Genomic DNA, 14067 nt, shown 5'->3' with positions numbered 1-14067 from the left:
ACCACGTTCACTCAAGCGCGCTTCAACCTCTCAGGTTTTTCCATCGCCGCCAATTGCTCGTCATGTGTTTTCCGCAGTACCTCGACGAACTCAAGCGTCAAACGCGCCCGCGGCTGATGCGGTGGAAATAGCAGATAAGTCGGAAACATGACCGCCGGCGTGAACGGCCGGATCGCGATCGCTGGACCGGCAAAGTCCTGCGCAACAATGGGATGGGCCAGCGTCACGCCCATGCCGCAGCGAACCATCTCGCAACAGATCGCGGAGTATTGCGCTTCAATAGCGAGCACCCGTTCGACGCCCGCGCGTTCGAAGGCCTCGTCCATTTGCGCGCGCGTGCCGTCGCCGTGGCACAAGGATACAAACCGCTCGCCATGAAGATCCTTGGGCTTGAGCGTCGCTTTCTTCGCCAGCCGATGACCTGCCGGCAATACACAGACCGCCGCTACCTTCGATAACAACTCGATCTCGCAGTTGGACGCTTCGCTCGTATAAACCGCGACCCCAAGATCGCAGAATTGCGAACTCGTCCAATGATTGACGGTGCCTGAGGTGTTCACGTGCAGCGAGATGGTGACTTCCGGATGCAAGGCCTGGAAGCGTTGGATCGCATGCGGCACGAGCGTCAATCCCGCAGACGGCATTGCTGCAATGCGCAATCGACCGGTTCCCAAATTCTTGATCTGGGCCGCCGCATTAGTCAGCCCCTGGAGGCCGACATACGCGCGTTCAACTTCACGAAAAAACGCGTTCCCCTCGCTGGTCGGAATCAGGCGGACGCCGCTGCGCAGAAACAGCAAGAGCCCGGTTTCGCGTTCAAGTTGCGTGATCAGGCGGCTGATATTGGGCTGAGACGTGAACAATTCCTTGGCCGCCGCGGTCATCGAACCCGCCAGCATGACCGCCCGGAATGCCTCTATGTGCTTAAGATTCATTGAACGAAACCCATATCACCCTTGTATGGATAGTTATTTTATTCGTATTGGACGATATGCCTTGCGGCGAACAAAATAATTTCGCCTGACCACATTCCTTGAGCGTCCGCCCTGCATAGTCTGGAGAATCGCACATGAAACAACTGCAGCAAACCCCTTGCTCGTCGTCTTCTCGTTCGTATCTGCGGCCACTGCTGGCTGCGCTTGGCTGTGCAGGGGCGTTGTCGGGATCTCTGCTGGCACACGCTGAAACCACGCTGTATGTGGCGAACGTCGGCGGCTCGAACGAGACCATGTATCGCGAGAAGATCATGCCGCCGTTCGAGAAAGCGCACGACGTCAAGATCGTCTACGTTGCCGGTAATTCCAGCGACACGCTAGCGAAATTGCAGGCGCAAAAAGGGCATCAGCAGATCAACGTCGCGGTGATGGATGACGGCCCGATGTACCAGGCGATGCAAATGGGTTTGTGCGCGAAGGTCGAGGACGCGCCGGTGATGAAGGACCTGTATCCGCTTGCGCGTCTTGGCCCCACCGCGGTGGGTGTTGGCATGGTCGCGACAGGGATTGGCTATAACGCGGACGCCTTCAAGAAGATGGGACTGCCCGCGCCGGATTCCTGGAGCGTGCTGTACGACAAACGCCTGAAGGGCAAGCTCGGCATGCCGCCTATCACCAACACTTACGGACTGCATACGCTTGTCATGCTGGCGCGCATGAATGGCGGTGGCGAGAAGAACATCGACCCGGGTTTCACCGCGATGACCAAGCAGGTCGCGCCGGATGTGCTCTCGTGGGCGCCGACGCCGGGTGAGATGGACGGCTTGATGCAAAGCGGCGACGTGATTCTCGCGCCGTATGGAAGCGGCCGCGCTGTTGCGCTGCAAAATACCGGTTTCCCGCTGAAGTTCTTTTACCCGAAAGAGGGCGGCGTTGCGCTGCAGGTCGGCGCTTGCGCGATGGCCGAGAACGCGCAGCCTGCTTTGTCGCAGCAGTTCATCCAGTATCTGTTGAGCCCGCAAGTGCAGATGATCCAGGCGCAGGCGATTGGCCTCGGCCCGGTCAACAAGACCGTGCAGTTGACGCCGGAAGTGGCGGCGCGCGTGCCATATGGTCCCGAGCAGATTTCGAAGCTGGTCGCAATGGACTGGACGACGATCAACCAGCACCGGACCGAGTGGACCGAACGCTGGAATCGCAGCGTGGAGCGGTGAACTGCACGCTGAATTGCACGGACCGGATAGACCGCACGCCGACTCTCACCCACGGACGCACATGAGCTTTCTGACCCTAAAAGGCATCTCGAAGCACTACGGCGACTTCACCGCGATCGAACAGATCGACCTTGACGTTGAGCGTGGTGAGTTCCTGTCGCTGCTCGGCCCATCCGGTTGCGGCAAGACAACGACCTTGCAGATGATCGCGGGTTTTGTCACGCCGAGCACCGGCACCATCCTGCTCGATGGCCGCGACATCACGCATGAACGGCCGGAGAAGCGTGGCATGGGCGTCGTGTTCCAGAGCTATGCGTTGTTTCCGCATATGACCGTGAACGGCAACGTCGGTTTCGGCCTTGAGATGCGCAACATGAAACGCGCGGCACGCGCCGAGCGCGTAGCCGAAGCACTCGATCTCGTGCGTTTGAACGGACTGGGCGCTCGCTATCCGAAAGAGTTGTCGGGTGGTCAGCGGCAACGCGTGGCGATCGCCCGCGCGCTCGCGATGCGCCCCGAACTACTGTTGCTCGATGAACCGATGTCCAATCTCGACGCCAAGCTGCGCGAGGAAATGCACATCGAATTGCGGTCGATTCAAAAGCGCCTCGGTATCACGACCATTCTTGTCACGCACGATCAGGTCGAGGCCATGACGATGAGCGATCGCATTGCGGTGATGCATCGCGGCACGATCGCGCAGTTGAGTACGCCGTTCGAAGCGTACGAGCGGCCGGAGACGCCGTTTGCATCGGCATTCCTGGGCAAGACCAATCTGCTGCCCGGCGCGGTACTGTGCCGCAACGCGCGCTGTGCCGAAGTCGATGTAGCGGGCACCACGCTCAAGGTGCCGCACGAAGGGCGTCATGTGCAGGGCGAGGTGAACGTGTATATCCGGCCGGAGAAGGTTCATCTCGCGACTGTGGATACAGCAGGCGTTCGCGCCACCGGCCGCATTACCACGCGTGTGTTCACCGGCAACCAGTGGCTTCTGCTGATCGATACCGGTCTTGGGCAACTGAGCGTGGCCCAGCCGAACAACGGCGCGCCCCCGCCCGATGAAGGCGCGGAGGTCGGCGTCGCGTGGTCGGATGACGACTTGCGTGTGCTTCAGAAGGAGGGGCACCATGGCCACGCTTGACCACGATCGCGCGGGCGCTGCCCCGTGGCTCCTGTCCGCCCCCGCGTTGCTGTTGTTCGGCAGCCTGCTGCTGGTGCCGCTGCTGTTGACGCTTGTGTTGTCCTTCCACGTATTCAGCGACAGCCAGGGCACGCTCGCGACCTACACGTGGCGCAACTACCTCGAAGTCGTCACCGATCCCTACTACGGCGCAATCTTCGCCCGCACCGCAGGAATGGCGTTCGGAGTGACCTTCCTCTGCATCTTGCTTGGCGTGCCCGAGACCATCGTGCTCGCGCGGATGAAACGTCCGTGGCAGTCCGTCTGCCTGCTCGTCGTGCTCGGTCCGCTGTTGATATCGGTCGTCGTGCGTACGCTCGGCTGGCAGATATTGCTTGGTAATAACGGAGTACTGAACAATGCGTTGCTGGCGCTTCACATTACGTCGGAGCCTATCCGCCTCGTATTTACCATGACCGGGGTTGTGATCGCGCTGACGCACGTGCTGGTGCCCTTCATGGTGATGTCGGTATGGGCGACGTTGCAGAAGCTGGATCCGCAGGTGGAATGGGCCGGCCGGTCGATGGGCGCTTCTCCGTTCCGCGTATTCCGGCGTGTGGTGCTGCCGCAGATCCTGCCGGGTATCTTGTCTGGATCGATCATCGTATTCGCGCTGTCCGCATCGGCATTTGCTACGCCCTCGTTGATCGGCGGGCGACGTCTCAAAGTGGTCGCGACCGCTGCGTACGACGAATTCCTCGGCACGCTCAACTGGCCTTTGGGGGCGACAATCGCCGTCCTGCTGCTTATTGCCAACGTGGCAATCGTGCTGGGCTGTAGTCGCCTTGCAGAGCGTCGCTTCAAGCACATCTTCGATTGAACCGGGAGACGCCATGAAACAAAACGGATTCCTGGGCCTTCTGTTCAACGCGCTGTTCCTCACGTTCATCGCAGCGCCGCTGGTGGTCGTGATCGCGGTCTCGTTCACCAACAAGGGTTTCATCTCGATGCCGTTCGACGGCGCGTCGCTGCGCTGGTTCAGGGCTATCCTGGACAACGACCAGATCGTCGATGCCTTCTGGCTCTCGGTGCGCCTCGCGCTGGTGGCCGCCACGATTGGGGTAGCGCTCGCGTTGCCGGCGGCGCTGGCTATCGCCCGTTATCGCTTCCCGGGCCGCGCTGCGCTGACCGGCTTTTTCCTCTCGCCCATGATGATTCCCGCAGTCGTGCTCGGTATCGCGTTCCTGCGATTCCTGAGCTTGCTCGGGCTCGGCGGTTCGTTCTGGGCGCTCTGCGCGACGCACGTGATTATCGTGTTGCCCTACGCGTTACGACTGGCGTTGTCATCGGCTATTGGTCTTGATCGCGATGCCGAACGCGCGGCATTGTCATGTGGTGCGAGCCGCTTTACGGCCTTTCGCCGCGTCGTGTTGCCGATGATCCGTACCGGCGTGGCGGGCGGCTGGGTGCTGGCGTTCATCCAGAGCTTCGACGAACTCACCATGACCATTTTCGTCGCGACGCCCGGCACGACCACGCTGCCCGTCGCGATGTACAACCAGATCGCGCAGACGATCGATCCACTGGTGGCCTCCGTGTCGACTGTGTTGATCGCCGGCACGATCGTACTGATGCTGGTGCTCGACCGGATGGTGGGTCTGGACCGCGTCCTGATTGGAGAAACACGATGAGAGGTCATTCAGTCGACAGTCCCGACGTGCTGGTGGTCGGGGGCGGGCTGGTGGGAACCGCGGTGGCCTACGGGCTGGCGCGCGAGGGAGCGAAGGTCACGGTGCTGGACCAGGGAGACGGCGGCTTTCGCGCATCGCGCGGCAATTTCGGGCTGGTGTGGGTGCAGGGCAAGGGCTACGGTCTGTCACCCTATGCACGCTGGTCGCGCAGTTCGTCGCGGCTGTGGCCGGGGCTTGCCGCAGCACTGCTAGAGGAAACCGGTATCGATGTATCGCTGAAGCAGCCGGGCGGTTTCCACCTATGTTTCTCCGACGAAGAAATGGCCGAGCGTGAGAAACGCCTGTCCACGTTGCAGGCAGAACTTGGCGGCGAGTATCCCTATGAATTGCTTGATGCGCGGGAGTTGCGTGAACGTCTGCCCGCTGTCGGACCTGAAGTGATCGGCGCGAGTTATACGCCCATGGACGGCCATGTGAATCCGCTCAAGCTGCTGCGCGCGCTGCACGACGCCATGCAGCGGCGCGGCGTGACGCTCATCAATGGCGAAGACATCGGGCGCATTGTTCCCGAGACGAACGGCTTCGCCGTGCACGGCAAGAACGCTGTGTGGCGCGCGCCCAAAGTTGTCTTGTCAGCAGGCCTTGGCAACCGTGCGCTCAGCGCCCAGGTGGGCCTGCATGCGCCGGTTGCGCCGAATCGCGGGCAGGTGCTGGTCAGCGAGCGTGTCGCGCCGTTCCTGCATTACCCGACCATCAATGTGCGCCAGACCGATGAAGGCTCGGTGCAGTTCGGCGACTCCATGGAAGAGGTCGGCTACAACGACTTCACCACCGCCGACGTGCTCTCGACCATCGCGAGGCGCGGGGTGCGTGCGTTCCCCTTATTGAAGAACGTGAGGCTGGTACGCACGTGGGCTGCTCTGCGTGTCTACAGCCCGGACGGCTTCCCGATCTACGAACAATCGCTGCAGTATCCGGGCGCGTTCGTCGTGACGTGTCACAGCGGCGTGACGCTGGCGGCAGCGCATGCGATGCGCATCGCCCCATGGATCAAGGGCGGTCCGATCCCCGATGAACTCGCTTCGTTCCGGGGCGGCCGTTTTCTCGCCGCCGATCAAGCGACCAGTCATGCTCATTAGCCGTTTCAACGTCTCGCTTATATTGGCTTCGGCGGCTTGCAGTTGCCGTCGTCCGCTTCCCGCGATGCGTCCTGAACCCCGACATTCCGCTTTGCTTCGACCTGTCCGACTATGACATCAAAACCGCTATTTAGAGTGCTCTCGCCGGTCCCCGGCACCGATGCCCAGGCCGAGGCCGCCATTCTCCAGATCTGGTTCAACGACCAGCCGCTCAGCGTGCCGGGAGGACGCTCGGTTGCCGCCGCGCTTCTCGCTGCCGGCGTCCAGCGGTTTCGCGCGACGCCCGTGTCAGGCGCGCCACGTGCGCCGTATTGCATGATGGGCGCGTGCTTCGAATGCCTGGTTGAGATCGACGGCATGCCGAGCAGGCAGAGTTGTCTCGTCACGGTGCAGGACGGCATGCGTATTCATTCGCAAGAGGGGGCGCGCGACCTGCCGCCACTGTCGGATCTGAACCCGTTGGAGAACGCTCATGGCCGTTGATACCGTCGATGTCGCTGTGATCGGCGCCGGACCCGCCGGGCTCGCCGCTGCGACGCAAGCTGCAAGAGCGGGGCTGTCCGTGGTCCTTCTCGATGAACAGGAAGCGGTGGGCGGACAGATCTATCGCGCAATCGAACGTAGCGACGCGCAACGCCGCAACATTCTCGGCGCGGACTATGCAGCCGGTGCTTCGTTGGCTAGCGAGTTCGCCCGCTCCGGCGCGCGTTATGTGCCCAATGCGTCGGTCTGGCAAGTCACCCGCGAGCGGTCGGTGCACTACCTCAAGGACGGCAAGGTAAGCAGCTTCGAGGCCCGGCGCGTGGTGCTGGCGACCGGTGCGCTCGAACGGCCGTTCCCGATTCCCGGCTGGACCCTGCCCGGCGTGATGACCGCCGGTGCCGCGCAGATCCTGCTGAAAAGTGCGGGCGAAGTGCCGGCCGAACCGCCGATACTCGTCGGCTGTGGGCCGCTCCTTTACCTGCTCGGCTGGCAGTATGTTCGCGCGGGTGTATCCATTCGCGCGCTCGTGGATACCACGCGTCACGAGGACCGCTGGCGCGCGAAGCGCCACATGTTGTCCGCTTTGCGTGCGTGGCCTTACTTGAGCAAAGGCCTGCAATTGATGCGCACCTTGCGCGAAGCAAGCGTGCCGATGCATGAAGCGGCCGACGACCTTCGGGTGGAAAGCGGTATCGATGAAGACGGCTCCGAACGGGCGCGCGCTTTGAATTTTTCCGTGCGCGGCGTGTCGCATCGGATCGAGGCGAACGTGATCCTGCTGCATCAGGGCGTGGTGCCGAATACGCAGTTCACGCTTTCGCTTAGGGCCGCGCACAAGTGGGATGAAGCGCAGTTGTGCTTCGCGCCCGTCACCGATCAATGGGGCGAGCTCGATGTCCCGGGCATCTTCGTCGCAGGCGATGGCGGCGGCATTGGCGGCGCGCAGGCAGCAGAGACGCAAGGCGAAGTGACGGCTTTGGCGATTGCTGCGCAGCTTGGCGCGATTGATACCGCCGCGCGTAATCGTAGCGCCGCGCCGCTGCTTCGCCGGCTGGCTGAGGTCATGCGCATTCGTCCTTTCCTCGACAGTCTTTACAGACCACGCGATGAAAATCGTGTGCCGAAGGACGAGGTGATCGTGTGCCGCTGCGAGGAAGTGACTGCCGGCGAACTCCGGAATTTCGTGAAGCTCGGCTGTCTTGGGCCGAACCAGGCGAAGTCCTTCGGTCGATGCGGCATGGGTCCATGTCAAGGTCGCCTGTGCGGATTGACCGTGACCGAAGTGATCGCGGATGCGCGTAGCGTGCCTCCTGAAACCGTGGGCTACTACCGCATCCGTCCGCCGATCAAACCGCTCACGCTTGGAGAACTGGCCGGTGAATAAGCCCGTAGCCAATGAGTCGGACGTGCTGGTTATTGGCGGTGGCCTGCATGGATCGAGCAGCGCATTCCATATCGCACGCCGCGGGGTGAGTGTGACCGTGCTGGAAGCCGATTACGTCGGCCGCCATGCATCGGGCGTCAATGCAGGCGGCGTGCGTACGCTTGGACGGCCATTGCCGGAGATTCCTCTGGCGCTGATGTCGCGGGAGATCTGGCACAACATGGTCGATACAATTGGTGACGACGCTGGTTTCGTGGCGTCGGGCCAGTTGAAGATTGCGGAGACCGAAGCCGAGCTCGATGAATGCCGCGAACGTGTGGCGCTGCTCGAAGCGCATGGTTTCACGCATGAGAAAATCATCGACCGTGAGACCGTGCTCGAGTTGGAGCCGGCGATCGCGCCACATGTGACCGGCGGCATTTGGGTCGAACGCGATGGTTACGCTTTGCCGTTCAGGACGACCACTGCGTTTCGGCTGGCAGCGGAGCGACATGGGGCCGTGTTCCATGAAGGCACGCCGGTCACGCGCATTGAACAGAAGGGCGAGCGCTGGTTCGCGCATACGCCATCGGGCGTTTTCTCAGCCGCAAAGCTGGTGGTCACCGCCGGGGCGTGGTCGGGCGAACTCTCGCAACAAGTTGGCGAGCCGGTGCCGGTTCACCCTGAAGGGCTGATGCTGATGGTCACGCATCGGGCCGCACCGTTCTGCCGCGCAACGCTGGGTGCAACGGGACGGCCTCTGTCGTTCAAGCAATTCGATAACGGCACTGTTGTTATTGGCGGCAAGCTGATCGGGATTGCGGACTTGCCAGGTCGTCATGGAGAAGTCGATTTCGCGCGGCTGGTGAAGAGCGCGAATACGGTAGTCGATTTGTTTCCGCACTTGCGCAATCTCGGGATCAATCGAGCATGGGCCGGTGTGGAAGCATTCACCGACGACTCGCTGCCGGTGATCTCGACAAGCCGGCGTGCGTCGAATTTGACCTATTCGTTCGGATATTGCGGCAGCGGATTTCAGCTTGGGCCGGGATGTGGGAAGCTGGTGTCCGAGTTGGTGCTGGACGGCGTAGCGTCGTTGCCGCTGGATGCGTTTGCCATCGACCGGTTCAAGGGTGTTTCGGCGGCATAGAGATGACACATGTTTGTGCCATGCTGTTTGATGGTTATTTTAAATAAACAAGGAATACTTATGAATGATATCGTCAGGATCGAAACCAATCAACGGATGAGCCGTGTTGTGAAGGCTGCAGGGCTGGTGTTTGTCGGCGGACAAACGTCGAATGATCGTACGCTCGATGTGAAAGGTCAGACGCAACAGGTTCTTGCGAAGATCGACGGCTATCTCGCGCAGGCGGGTATCGATAAAACGCGGCTGGTGTCGGCGCAGGTCTGGCTGGCGGATATTGGCCGCGACTTCGCGGGCATGAACGAAGTGTGGGACGCATGGGTCGCACCGGGTTGCGCGCCGACACGCGCGACGGTGGAGTCCAAGCTGGCCGCGCCGGATCTGCTGGTTGAGATCACAGTGACTGCGCTGGCGTGATTTCGCAGGCCAAAGATAGGAGCGTCAGCCGATGTTAAATTCAGCGGTAATCGCTCTGTCTGTTTGAAATTGCGAGCATGGTCGAATGCATGGCTACGGCTATATCACTCGCCACCGATGCAAGAGCCCGGCTATGCGCCTTCACCAGCGCGTCGTAGCCGGGTCCATCCGCGGTCTCCTGTACCACCGTGCGTCCGCTCACTTTCTCCCCGAGGTTGGGCGGACGTACCGACCAGATCACAGCCAGCGTGACCGCACCGTTCGTTGATGCATCGAAGCTCTGTACATCAACCGAGACACGGTAGGCGTTATCGTCTACGCGTTGCGGGTAGATGGACACGATCGCTCCCGGAATGAACTGTGCAAGATCCACCGCTAATACACGGGGAATCTGACTCTTCAACGGCTCGGCCCAGCGAGCGAACTCGTCGATAGACACGCGGTTCGCATCCACCCTGGTGACTATTTGCGATCGATCGACCAGTTCGGGGACCGCAACCGGATCTATCGCGATTAGAACCTGCCCCGCGTCCGCGGATTGTTTAACAACCGGAATAGTGCTCAACGTGTAGAACTTCGACGCCGGGGACGTTGCGCATCCCGCCAAGAAGCACAGCGCGATCGTGGTCAAGCAAATCGGGAAATAGCGCATTACTTGTCCTCGGTCTTGCCACGGATCAGCGCTTCCGGATGGCGTTCGAGATACTCCGCTAGCGAGCGGAACGCGGCTGCGGTTCGTGACAACTCGCGCATGGTCTCGGTGGTGCTTTGTTGCAGCGGCGAGTCGCTTTGCAACGCACGATTTGCGGACGTGAGCGCTTCGCGAGCCGAAGCCAGTGTCAATTTTGCTTCAGGCGCCAGATCGGTATTGATCGTATTCACCAGCACGTCCGCGTCGCCCAGCGTCTTGCGCAGGTCGTTGCTGATCCCCTCAAACGGAATCTTGTTGAGCTTCGCGACAAGACTCGTGATGGAGTTCTGCAAGCCCTGCAGATTACCCGGCACCGTTGGCAATTGCGGCGTTTTTTTACTCCAGTCCATGGTAGCCTTGGGAGCAGCGGGGAAGAAATCGATAGCCACATACAGTTGCCCGGTAAGCAGGCTCGCGGTCCTCAATTGCGCTCTCAGTCCTTTTGATACCAGGTAGTCCGCAAACTCTTTTCGTTCCGCCGGAATATGTGCACTGCTGTTTTCCGAGTCCTCGCTCTCGATCAGGCGCTCGGGAAAAATGCTGACCTCGACGGGTATGCTGAATTCCTTCTTCGCCGTATCGAAGTGCGTCTTGATCGCGGAAACCTCACCAATGACGATCCCCCGGAAGTCGATGGGCGCACCCACGGTCAACCCGCGAACGGACTCCTTGAAGTTCAGTACGTATTTATCGACGATTGCGTCATGCCGCTTCATGGCCTCGGCTCGATCGGCGAACAGTGCGTACTGGTGCCGTGCATCTGCTTCGATCTTGTTGGTCGTGTCGGGTGGATCCTCGAAGGCGAGGCCACCTATCAGGATGGATACCAACGACTCGGTGTTGATCTTCACGCCGGTCGTGTCCAACGAGACATCAACGCCGCTTGCATGCCAGAAGCGGGTGTCGTTCGTTACGTACTTGTCGTAAGGCGCATTGACGAACACGTGCAAGGTCATTCCCTTGCCGCTGGGATCGAGCGCATACGAAACAATCTGACCCACCTGAAGCCGCCTGAAGAAGACCGGTGAACCTATGTCGAGTGATCCCAGGTTTTCACTTTTAAGCACGAACTCCCGCCCCGGAGCGCCGGATGCAAGTACCGGCGGCGACTCCAGCCCCACAAAATCGCTACGGGCCTTTTTGGCCGTGCCAACGTCCATGCCAATGTGCGAACCAGACAGCAATGTCCCTATGCCCGAGACGGTGCCGCCCGAGATGCGCGGTCGAACGACCCAGAAGCGCGTGTCGTCAACCAGCATGCTGGACGCGTTGCGGGACATCTCCGCACTTGCGAGTACCGTCTTGTGATCGTCCGAGAGCGTCACGCTTTTGATCGTGCCAATATCGACATTCTTGAACTTGATCTTTGTCTTGCCGGCCTCAATCCCCTCGCCGGTGGAAAAGCTGATGGTGATGGTCGGGCCTTTTTGCATGATGGATTGCACCGCCAGCCAGCCGGCTATCAGGACGGCAACGAGCGGCACCAACCACACAAGCTGCATGCGCCACTTCGAACGTCTTGCGGCAACCGCTGTGGGAAAGCCGGGCACCGCCTCGCGTTTCTCCTCTCCCGGTACCTTATTCATTCTCCAGCTCCACTGCGTCCCATATAAGCCGCGGGTCGAATGACAACGCAGCGAACATGGTCAGCACGATGACGGCGCCAAATGCGATGGCGCCGGGACCTGCTTCAATGGTTGCAACCGAACCAAATTGCACAAGGGCCACCAGGATGGTGATGACGTAGATATCGAGCATCGACCAGCGGCCGACAAACTCAACCGTCCGGTAAATGCGGGTTCGTTGACGCGGGATCAGGGGCGAGCACAACTGCGTGCTCCACGCGAGATAGGTTAATGACAAGATCTTGAGCATGGGCACCATGACACTCGCAATGAAAACGATAGCGGCAAGCAACCACGATCCCGTGGTCCAGAGATAGACAACGCCACTCAGGATGGTGTCGGATTGCGCGCCGAATAAAGTACTGGTGACCATGACCGGCAAGAGAATCGCGGGTATATACAGGATCATGGCCGCCACGATGAAAGCCCAGGTGCGCTTGAGACTGTCTGGCTTGCGCAGATGCAGCGCTGCGTCACAGCGCGGGCAACTTGCGCTGTGCGCGTGCGCAGGCGGCTTCGAGAGCAAGCCGCAGTCGTGACAAATGAAGAAGCCGGCGCGCGCGGCGGTAGCCGCCGTGGAGTTTGCGTTGGCCGCTTGTGACACATCGCCGTCGTGCTGCACATTGCCGAGCCGCGCCCATATCGCCCGTGGATTAAACGTCACGGCTGCTGCCGCGAGCAGCACCATCACCGCGCCGAATGCCCAGATCGCGACACCAGGGACAACGGTTGCGATGTGCTGGAGTTTGACGAGCGCTACCAGCAGGCCAAGCATAAGTACTTCGATCATTCCCCAGGGCGCGACGTGTCGCAGCAAACGAAGAACGATCTCGGGCTTCCGGGGGAAACCGCCCATACGCAAGGGCAGGAGCAGATAAATCACCGCTGCTATATTCAGGGACGGCATCAGGATGGTAGTTACAAAGACAAGGCCTGCTATGGGCCACATGCCATCTGCATAGAGCGATGAAGCCGCGCCGAACAACGTGGTTTCGATAAGCGTTCCGTTGACCCAAAGCCCGATGACCGGAAAACAGTTCGCGACCGCGAACAGGATGGCTGCAGCCACGGTGAGCGCCAGTGCGCGATCGAATGTGGCAGGCAGGCTGCGGTAGAGGGTGGCGCCGCATCGTTGGCAGCTAGCAGTGCCCCCGTCCGCTAGCGCCGTCTCCCACTGGAGCAGATCACATTCGTGACACGCGATTAAGTTGGCTTCATTCATCTTCGACATCCGCTGGCGGGCGCATACCCTTTTATCCGACTAGCGCGGCTGTGTTGGTGTGATCGCCGCAGAGATCGGCTAACTTAACGAGAAGCGGCGTTGCTGACCGCCTTCGAGAAGTTGCTGGGCATACGATGCTTAAACGCGCTCCGTTTGTCCGCTATCCGGGTTCATTTAAGTTGCGCAACCAGCGCGTCGGCTCCCTTCTCGATCCCGGTCTTCGACGCGTTCAGCGACCCGACGCTCGCGCCAATGTTGTACGGGTTCGGATACTGTTTTGACACGTAAGCGCTGAGAAGGCGATTGGTCGAGGCGTCATAGATCTCGACGGCGTAGATCACAGAGCCGGTGAGCGCGCCTTCCTTGCCGCGAGCGGTTTGCACTCCGTTGTAAATGCCGCCTGCAATGTCGAACCGCGAGAGAGTGCCAATAACCGGTGTGGTTGTCGCCGCGCCTGTCAGCGTAAGCTTGACACGTAGCGTGTTTGGCCCTGGAGCATTCGCCAACTCGAAACGGGTCTGCAGTTTTTCCGCGAACTTCGTCTGCATATAGCTGGCGAGGGACGCTTTGTCTGCATCCTTCATGTCGCCAAACTGGTTGTCTGCGCCTCGATAAACCACGACCGGATCGATGATGAATCTCCGGTACTGCTGCCAATCCACCTGAGTTGAGTAGCGATACGGCACCCGGCCTGTCTTATCCTGTGGATCAGGTTTTAGATAGGATGACGATTCAATTCCAGAGTACGCGACAGGCTGCACGCTAGCGCAGCCCACTAAAGTTGCACAAATAGCAGCGAGCAACAAGTGCCGCGAATTGATCGATTTGATCATTTATATCTCCGGTTCGGTTGCGGCGCACGTCGTTTCAAGGACAAGGTTCAGACATGACAGCTCATGTGTGGCGCTAGCCTAACACCGGATAAAATTAATGTAAACCGACCAGGCGGTTTGTTTGCAAAGTAAACCGCTGAATGTATCGGGCTTCACCAGCATGACATTTTCGTTACGGGCGCACGCA

Annotated in this window: 14 protein-coding genes; 9 read left to right on the top strand and 5 right to left on the bottom strand. The window is 60.3% G+C overall.

Annotated features, from left to right (window positions below; all coding sequences use genetic code 11):
* Nucleotides 1–11: 11 nt before the first annotated feature.
* Nucleotides 12–935, bottom strand: a complete 924-nt coding sequence (locus SBC1_RS22165; RefSeq protein ID WP_165096189.1) for a LysR substrate-binding domain-containing protein — start codon at nt 933–935, stop codon at nt 12–14.
* A gap of 134 nt (nt 936–1069) precedes the next feature.
* On the opposite strand from SBC1_RS22165, the gene SBC1_RS22160 reads away from it, so the two are divergent.
* From SBC1_RS22160 to SBC1_RS22120, 9 genes are all read left to right on the top strand, one after another.
* Complete coding sequence (locus tag SBC1_RS22160; RefSeq protein WP_165096194.1) at nt 1070–2149, top strand: ABC transporter substrate-binding protein; 1080 nt, start codon at nt 1070–1072, stop codon at nt 2147–2149.
* A 61-nt stretch (nt 2150–2210) separates the two neighbouring features.
* Nucleotides 2211–3290, top strand: a complete 1080-nt coding sequence (locus SBC1_RS22155) for an ABC transporter ATP-binding protein (RefSeq protein WP_165096198.1) — start codon at nt 2211–2213, stop codon at nt 3288–3290.
* Nucleotides 3277–4149 carry an ABC transporter permease gene (locus SBC1_RS22150; RefSeq protein ID WP_165096202.1) on the top strand — a complete coding sequence of 291 codons (873 nt, stop codon included), beginning with the start codon at nt 3277–3279 and terminating at the stop codon, nt 4147–4149. Before SBC1_RS22155 ends, SBC1_RS22150 begins: the two co-directional genes overlap by 14 nt.
* A gap of 13 nt (nt 4150–4162) precedes the next feature.
* Complete coding sequence (locus tag SBC1_RS22145; RefSeq protein ID WP_165096206.1) at nt 4163–4960, top strand: ABC transporter permease; 798 nt, start codon at nt 4163–4165, stop codon at nt 4958–4960.
* On the top strand, nt 4957–6099 hold the full coding sequence (locus tag SBC1_RS22140; RefSeq protein WP_165096209.1) for an FAD-binding oxidoreductase: 1143 nt from the start codon (nt 4957–4959) through the stop codon (nt 6097–6099). Before SBC1_RS22145 ends, SBC1_RS22140 begins: the two co-directional genes overlap by 4 nt.
* 111 nt (nt 6100–6210) lie before the next feature.
* On the top strand, nt 6211–6582 hold the full coding sequence (locus tag SBC1_RS22135) for a (2Fe-2S)-binding protein (RefSeq protein WP_165096212.1): 372 nt from the start codon (nt 6211–6213) through the stop codon (nt 6580–6582).
* The gene (locus SBC1_RS22130) at nt 6572–7966 is read left to right on the top strand and encodes an NAD(P)/FAD-dependent oxidoreductase (RefSeq protein ID WP_165096217.1); all 1395 of its coding nucleotides are present in this window, start codon (nt 6572–6574) and stop codon (nt 7964–7966) included. Before SBC1_RS22135 ends, SBC1_RS22130 begins: the two co-directional genes overlap by 11 nt.
* Nucleotides 7959–9095 carry an FAD-binding oxidoreductase gene (locus SBC1_RS22125; RefSeq protein ID WP_241202236.1) on the top strand — a complete coding sequence of 379 codons (1137 nt, stop codon included), beginning with the start codon at nt 7959–7961 and terminating at the stop codon, nt 9093–9095. Before SBC1_RS22130 ends, SBC1_RS22125 begins: the two co-directional genes overlap by 8 nt.
* Before the next feature lie 60 nt (nt 9096–9155).
* On the top strand, nt 9156–9509 hold the full coding sequence (locus SBC1_RS22120) for a RidA family protein (protein WP_089161796.1): 354 nt from the start codon (nt 9156–9158) through the stop codon (nt 9507–9509).
* 40 nt (nt 9510–9549) lie between these two features.
* Here SBC1_RS22120 and SBC1_RS22115 read toward each other — a convergent pair whose 3' ends face one another.
* From SBC1_RS22115 to SBC1_RS22100, 4 genes are all read right to left on the bottom strand, one after another.
* Nucleotides 9550–10161, bottom strand: coding sequence for a membrane integrity-associated transporter subunit PqiC (locus SBC1_RS22115; protein WP_165096225.1), 612 nt, complete (start codon nt 10159–10161; stop codon nt 9550–9552).
* The gene (locus SBC1_RS22110; RefSeq protein ID WP_165989014.1) at nt 10161–11786 is read right to left on the bottom strand and encodes an intermembrane transport protein PqiB; all 1626 of its coding nucleotides are present in this window, start codon (nt 11784–11786) and stop codon (nt 10161–10163) included. Before SBC1_RS22110 ends, SBC1_RS22115 begins: the two co-directional genes overlap by 1 nt.
* Nucleotides 11779–13047 carry a paraquat-inducible protein A gene (locus tag SBC1_RS22105; protein ID WP_165096234.1) on the bottom strand — a complete coding sequence of 423 codons (1269 nt, stop codon included), beginning with the start codon at nt 13045–13047 and terminating at the stop codon, nt 11779–11781. The genes SBC1_RS22110 and SBC1_RS22105 overlap by 8 nt, the downstream gene beginning before the upstream one ends.
* Before the next feature lie 170 nt (nt 13048–13217).
* Nucleotides 13218–13880 (bottom strand): DUF3313 domain-containing protein, encoded by a 663-nt coding sequence (locus tag SBC1_RS22100; RefSeq protein WP_165096238.1) that lies wholly within the window; start codon nt 13878–13880, stop codon nt 13218–13220.
* Between the last annotated feature and the right edge of the window lie 187 nt (nt 13881–14067).

Origin of the sequence: Caballeronia sp. SBC1 (assembly GCF_011493005.1) — a bacterium.
In the GTDB taxonomy this organism is placed as follows: Bacteria; Pseudomonadota; Gammaproteobacteria; order Burkholderiales; family Burkholderiaceae; genus Caballeronia.
Note: the sequence above shows the minus strand (reverse complement) of the source record. Positions and strands in the feature narration are given on the sequence as shown.

Excerpts from the sequence above, each read along its gene's own strand:
- SBC1_RS22140 (WP_165096209.1), top strand. The coding sequence starts at position 4,957 with ATGAGAGGTCATTCAGTCGACAGTCCCGACGTGCTGGTGGTCGGGGGC.
- SBC1_RS22105 (WP_165096234.1), bottom strand. The coding sequence starts at position 13,047 with ATGAATGAAGCCAACTTAATCGCGTGTCACGAATGTGATCTGCTCCAG.
- SBC1_RS22155 (WP_165096198.1), top strand. The coding sequence starts at position 2,211 with ATGAGCTTTCTGACCCTAAAAGGCATCTCGAAGCACTACGGCGACTTC.
- SBC1_RS22120 (WP_089161796.1), top strand. The coding sequence starts at position 9,156 with ATGAATGATATCGTCAGGATCGAAACCAATCAACGGATGAGCCGTGTT.
- SBC1_RS22110 (WP_165989014.1), bottom strand. The coding sequence starts at position 11,786 with ATGAATAAGGTACCGGGAGAGGAGAAACGCGAGGCGGTGCCCGGCTTT.
- SBC1_RS22160 (WP_165096194.1), top strand. The coding sequence starts at position 1,070 with ATGAAACAACTGCAGCAAACCCCTTGCTCGTCGTCTTCTCGTTCGTAT.
- SBC1_RS22130 (WP_165096217.1), top strand. The coding sequence starts at position 6,572 with ATGGCCGTTGATACCGTCGATGTCGCTGTGATCGGCGCCGGACCCGCC.
- SBC1_RS22145 (WP_165096206.1), top strand. The coding sequence starts at position 4,163 with ATGAAACAAAACGGATTCCTGGGCCTTCTGTTCAACGCGCTGTTCCTC.
- SBC1_RS22150 (WP_165096202.1), top strand. The coding sequence starts at position 3,277 with ATGGCCACGCTTGACCACGATCGCGCGGGCGCTGCCCCGTGGCTCCTG.
- SBC1_RS22135 (WP_165096212.1), top strand. The coding sequence starts at position 6,211 with ATGACATCAAAACCGCTATTTAGAGTGCTCTCGCCGGTCCCCGGCACC.
- SBC1_RS22100 (WP_165096238.1), bottom strand. The coding sequence starts at position 13,880 with ATGATCAAATCGATCAATTCGCGGCACTTGTTGCTCGCTGCTATTTGT.
- SBC1_RS22115 (WP_165096225.1), bottom strand. The coding sequence starts at position 10,161 with ATGCGCTATTTCCCGATTTGCTTGACCACGATCGCGCTGTGCTTCTTG.
- SBC1_RS22165 (WP_165096189.1), bottom strand. The coding sequence starts at position 935 with ATGAATCTTAAGCACATAGAGGCATTCCGGGCGGTCATGCTGGCGGGT.